The organism is Carnobacterium sp. (assembly GCF_049673005.1).
GTDB lineage: Bacteria > Bacillota > Bacilli > Lactobacillales > Carnobacteriaceae > Carnobacterium_A.
Window position 1 is genome coordinate 1 of record NZ_JBATXB010000105.1, and the last position, 4,861, is coordinate 4,861.

General features: G+C 35.9%; 5 protein-coding genes. 3 read left to right on the plus strand and 2 right to left on the minus strand.

The window, feature by feature from the left end; genetic code table 11:
* Positions 1 to 197: 197 nt before the first annotated feature.
* Complete coding sequence (locus WBF61_RS07590; RefSeq protein WP_424255329.1) at positions 198 to 1,250, minus strand: N(5)-(carboxyethyl)ornithine synthase; 1,053 nt, start codon at positions 1,248 to 1,250, stop codon at positions 198 to 200.
* A 476-nt stretch (positions 1,251 to 1,726) separates the two neighbouring features.
* On the opposite strand from WBF61_RS07590, the gene WBF61_RS07595 reads away from it, so the two are divergent.
* Complete coding sequence (locus WBF61_RS07595) at positions 1,727 to 2,272, plus strand: TetR/AcrR family transcriptional regulator (protein WP_424255330.1); 546 nt, start codon at positions 1,727 to 1,729, stop codon at positions 2,270 to 2,272.
* A gap of 47 nt (positions 2,273 to 2,319) precedes the next feature.
* Here WBF61_RS07595 and WBF61_RS07600 read toward each other — a convergent pair whose 3' ends face one another.
* Positions 2,320 to 2,772 carry a flavodoxin gene (locus WBF61_RS07600; RefSeq protein WP_424255335.1) on the minus strand — a complete coding sequence of 151 codons (453 nt, stop codon included), beginning with the start codon at positions 2,770 to 2,772 and terminating at the stop codon, positions 2,320 to 2,322.
* Positions 2,773 to 2,989: 217 nt separating this feature from the next.
* Here WBF61_RS07600 and map point away from each other — a divergent pair, with 217 nt between their 5' ends.
* Together map and WBF61_RS07610 are read left to right on the plus strand one after the other, a co-directional pair.
* A complete protein-coding gene (gene map, locus WBF61_RS07605) occupies positions 2,990 to 3,739 on the plus strand; it encodes a type I methionyl aminopeptidase (protein ID WP_424255331.1) in 750 nt (249 codons plus the stop codon).
* A 199-nt stretch (positions 3,740 to 3,938) separates the two neighbouring features.
* The gene (locus WBF61_RS07610; protein ID WP_424255333.1) at positions 3,939 to 4,838 is read left to right on the plus strand and encodes a YihY/virulence factor BrkB family protein; all 900 of its coding nucleotides are present in this window, start codon (positions 3,939 to 3,941) and stop codon (positions 4,836 to 4,838) included.
* Positions 4,839 to 4,861: the final 23 nt, after the last annotated feature.

Sequence of the window (4,861 nt, forward strand, 5' to 3'; positions counted from 1 at the left end):
TGTACGTTGATTCCTGTTTTAACAATTGCCTCAGCGTATTTATTTAATAATTCATCAAAATTAGTTAATACCATATAAATTATTCCTCCTATAAGTGTGTAAGTTAGTTAACTTAATAATCATAGCATAAGACTTGTTTTGAAACAATTTCTTGATTTCATAAAGAAGAAAAAAGTGTAAATGAACCATCGAACACTTTAGGATTTTTTAGGGTCAAGGCCCATAAACGGATCAAAAGCATCAGAATTTTCATTTTTTATTTTTTTTTCATTAGCAAGAGGTCTTTCTTGAAAAATGTTAATGCGTTCATCAATAATGGTTCCATTTTTGATGATAAGAGCGTTGTCTAAAATGTCATTAAAACGGTTTTCAACCAAATCGTCAATGTATTTAGCTGTTTCTTTTGAAATGGCACTAGAAGAAGAACGATAAAAAATAGTAGGTGTGTGATCGACGGCATAATGGACTACACCATTTATCTCATAAATGGGTTCGGTTAGTGAGGTAGGGATCGTTGATTCGATAGCACCATTTTCGTCGCAACTAACATCAATAATCATCGTACCAGGCTTTAGATTTATTAAATCCGCACGGTAAACTAAATGGTCTTCGCGAGTCGTATCCCATAAAATAGCGTTGACGATGACGTCAAATTCAGACATTTCTTTTCTAAACAACTTTTCTTGATGACGGTTGTACATTTTTACGTCTGCGCCTAAACCTGTCAAAATCCGTAAAGCCCCACGAGCTGTATTGCCGCGCCCGATAAGAGCGACTTTAGTATCATAAGGCATAACACCATTTAATTGGTAAGCATGCATAATAGCTGCCTCACCAGCGAGTTCATTGCTGCGCCAATACGAATGACGGTTGTCTTCATACATATCTTCCCAAGCGTAAGCCGTAACGTTATTTGCTACTAAAATATCCGTTACTTCCTTACTCTGAACTGCGTGAACCCACCCGAAGATAGTTTGTCCTGGCTGTAAGTCTTTTAAAAAAGCGGCATCTCCAATTTTTGGATCACAAATGATATCTTGTTCTAAAGCCATTTCTCTCGTAACAATTTGACAACCTAAAGCAGCGTACTCAACATCAGATATATTTAAATCGCTTCCATAATTTTCCTCGAAGAATAAGCATTCGCGGTGTTGCAATGGCGCGATATCTTTTGGTAGTAAAGCAATACGCTTTTCACCACTTTTGTGGCTATTAACAAATCCAACAGTTCTTAATTGTTCTTTTAACATGTTCCTAACCTCCTGTGTGTGATCATCATGTTGGGAAAAAACTGACACAATACCCTATTATCTCATTAAATAGTGGGATGTACAAATTATTCATAAATTAAGAACTCGGTTAAACTGGTGAGAATCAAATAACTGTAAGAACGCACGCTATATAACAGATGAAGTAAAATACTTTTTTTTTTATCACATTAGTGATAAAATAGGTTAAGGTTGAACAGAGGGGAAGCTGTCCAGTCTAAAAAACAATATTGTATTTATGCAGAAACACGAGTTTAAATAGGCAAGAGGGTAATTGGACGAGAAGACAGACAATCGTTAGATACAATAGAAGCGAGTAGCTTCTAGCTCACTCACTAATCGAAGTAACATTCCTATTTTATTTAAGATAGGCTTAAATGGGCATACTTCAACTATAAGCAAATGCTAATGGAACTAGGGCTAACGATAATAAAAAGAATATAAAGAGGTGAGCCAAAATGGCCAGAAAGAAAACGATTTTAAAATCCCATATCCTGGATACAGCATATGATGTCGTAAAAACAGAAGGTTTTGAAGGGTTTACAGCCAGAAATATCGCGAAGACAATGAATTGTTCAACACAGCCCATTTATTTAGAATTTAAAAATATGGACGATTTAAAGAATGAGCTGTATATAAAGATACAAGAGTACCTGACTGAGACGATTTTTAAACAAACTCATTCAGAAGACCCTATCTTAAACACGTGCCTTAACTTTATTCATTTTGCAAAAGATGAACCCATCTTTTTCCGAGCATTATTTTTAGAAGATCACTTAGGTCCAGAGCGCATGCAAAACTTGCCATATGAAGCCATGCTAGATGCTTTTGAACAAGAAGAAAAAACGAAAGGTTTAAGTAAAGCAGAACAAAGAAAACTGTTTGAAAAAATCTGGATTACTGTTTATGGTACAGCTGCACTCTTAGCACAAGATTTAATTAAGCTCGACGAAACGCTGTTGAACGATAATTTGACAAGAACCATCAAGGAAGCAAGTAAGTAAAAAAATAAGAACCGAAACCCACAAAAAGGGATTTTGGTTCTTATTTTTTATGTTGAAGCTTGTTTTTCTACCAATGTCTTAGCGAAAAGCTTTAATTTAGCAACGTCTTCTTCATTAGGATCTAAATCTACTTTAACACTTTCGGCACCTTCGATTGCTCCAACGGCTTTGAATTGTTCCGTAAAATCATCAACAGATTGACAAAATTTTTCGTAAAATGTATCTCCAGATCCATAGGTTCCGAATAGTTTACCTGTTAAGTCGATTTCAGAAAGTTCTTCATAGAAATCCACGATTTCATCTGGTAAATTAGCATCGTTGCCATACGTATAGGTTCCAACCAAACAAATATCGACATCTAAAAAATCTTCTGGATCCGCCTGCATGCAGTCAACGACTTCAACATCAACGCCTAACTCTTCAAAAGCTTTCTCAATTATATCCGTACATTCTTCCGTATTACCAGTTAAACTTGCATATACAATCATCGCAGTAGCCATTATTGAGTCACATCCTTTTTTGAAAAACTCCTTATTCTCTATAAAGTATACCAAACGAATCCTCCTTTTCGCAATGGGAATTAAAGTTAAAAAATAGCGGCATCCTTACTTAACACAATTTAGGAATAAAAAAAGAAGAATGGTTCACTTTTTACTGTTTTAAGCATATAATAGAATTGGCTTAAAGGGCAAAACGAAAAGAAAAGAGGAATATGAATTGATCACATTAAAATCAGCACGCGAAATAGAGGCAATGGCAGAATCAGGCGCGCTATTAGCTAGTATCCACGAAAAACTACGTGACTTTATTAAACCAGGTATTACGGGAACAGAAATCAACACATTTTTTCATGATCATATTGAAGCTGCGGGTGGCATTCCTGAGCAAATTGGTTTTGAAGGATACGAATACGCGACTTGCGTCAGTGTAAACGACGAAATCTGCCATGGTTTTCCAACAGATAAACCGTTAAAAGACAACGACTTGATAAAAGTAGATACCGTTGTTAATTTAAAAGGGGCCATGTCTGATTCCTGTTGGAGCTATGTTGTGGGTGAATCTACTCCAGAAATTGATCATTTAATGGACGTAACAAAAACCGCTTTATACAAAGGAATCGAACAAGCACAAGTGGGTAACCGGATTGGCGATATCGGACACGCTATCCAAACGTATGTAGAAGGTGAGGGTTTATCTGTCGTTCGTGAATTTATTGGACACGGTATTGGACCAACAATGCATGAAGCACCAGCAGTCCCTCATTATGGGGAAGCTGGTAAAGGATTGCGTCTAAAAGAAGGAATGGTTATTACTATTGAGCCAATGGTCAACACTGGAACGTGGAAATCAAAAATGGATGGGAACGGTTGGACCGCTCGCACAAAAGATGGCGGACTAAGCTGCCAATTTGAACACACACTGGCTATTACAAAAGAAGGACCACGAATTTTAACACAACAGAAATAGAAGATGTAGGAATCAAGGGTAGTTTAAAAATAATGAAAGAACGAGTCAGATTGGATTGTTTTTATCCTGTCTGGCTCGTTCTATTTTTTTGACAGAGGGAGTTTTTCAACGAATGAGTATACGTTCGTCATGACCTTTACTAGTTTTTTTATGAAAATATTAGTATAATGAGAAATAGTATTTAAAAAGGGGTTTGGAAATGGCTCAACTGATTGATAAGAAGAAAATGATTAAAGATTTCATCAGGATATTTCGTAAGAAATACAAAGAAGCTGAAGTAACAAACTCAGGAGCTGTTATTGCGTATTATTTTTTATTGTCCTTATTTCCTCTATTAATTGTTATAGGAAATTTATTGCCATTATTAGACTTGTCCCCTGAAGCGGTCTATCCGTATTTAGATAAAGCAGTACCTGCTTATTTAGTAGAAAATCTAAAACCGATTATGGATAAGATTTTTACGTCTGGAAGTAGTGGTGTTTTATCCATTGCTGCCATTGGAACGTTGTGGTCTTCGAGTCGAGGGATGAATGCGATGCAAATGAGTATGAATAAAGCTTACGGGGTAGATCCTCGAAAAAACATTGTGTTAGTTCGTTTAGCGTCGTTGGCTTTCACAATTGTTTTAATAACCGGCTTAATTGTATTGGTAACAGTCTTTGGCTTTGGACAAGTGATATTAGAAAGGCTTACACCCTTATTGAACTTGCCACTAGATTTAATCGATACATTTCTTAGTTTGCGTTGGCCCGTAACCATGTTTACCTTGTTTTTTTCTTTCTCGTTATTGTATTATTTTGTACCGAACGCAAAATTAAACTTAAAAATGGTCTTACCAGGAGCCATTTTCTCAACAATCGGTTGGATTTTGATTACTCAAGCATTCACTGTCTATGTTTCCTACTTTGCTGTAGGGACAATAAGTTACGGTTCAATTGGGGCTTTTATTGCATTCATGCTGTGGCTAAATATATTGGGCGCGATGTTAACAGTTGGTGCCCTTGTGAATGCAACGATTACAGAGTATAAGCAGATTGTAATAGAACAATCAAATAATCGTATGATTAGATATGTAGAGAGAAAAATGAAGATCAAATAAAAAAAACGATAAAGTTGTTTTTT

Bases quoted from the DNA above. Each gene is read 5' to 3' on its own strand.
- WBF61_RS07590 (WP_424255329.1), bottom strand. From the start codon at position 1,250: ATGTTAAAAGAACAATTAAGAACTGTTGGATTTGTTAATAGCCACAAA.
- WBF61_RS07595 (WP_424255330.1), top strand. From the start codon at position 1,727: ATGGCCAGAAAGAAAACGATTTTAAAATCCCATATCCTGGATACAGCA.
- WBF61_RS07600 (WP_424255335.1), bottom strand. From the start codon at position 2,772: ATGGCTACTGCGATGATTGTATATGCAAGTTTAACTGGTAATACGGAA.
- WBF61_RS07610 (WP_424255333.1), top strand. From the start codon at position 3,939: ATGGCTCAACTGATTGATAAGAAGAAAATGATTAAAGATTTCATCAGG.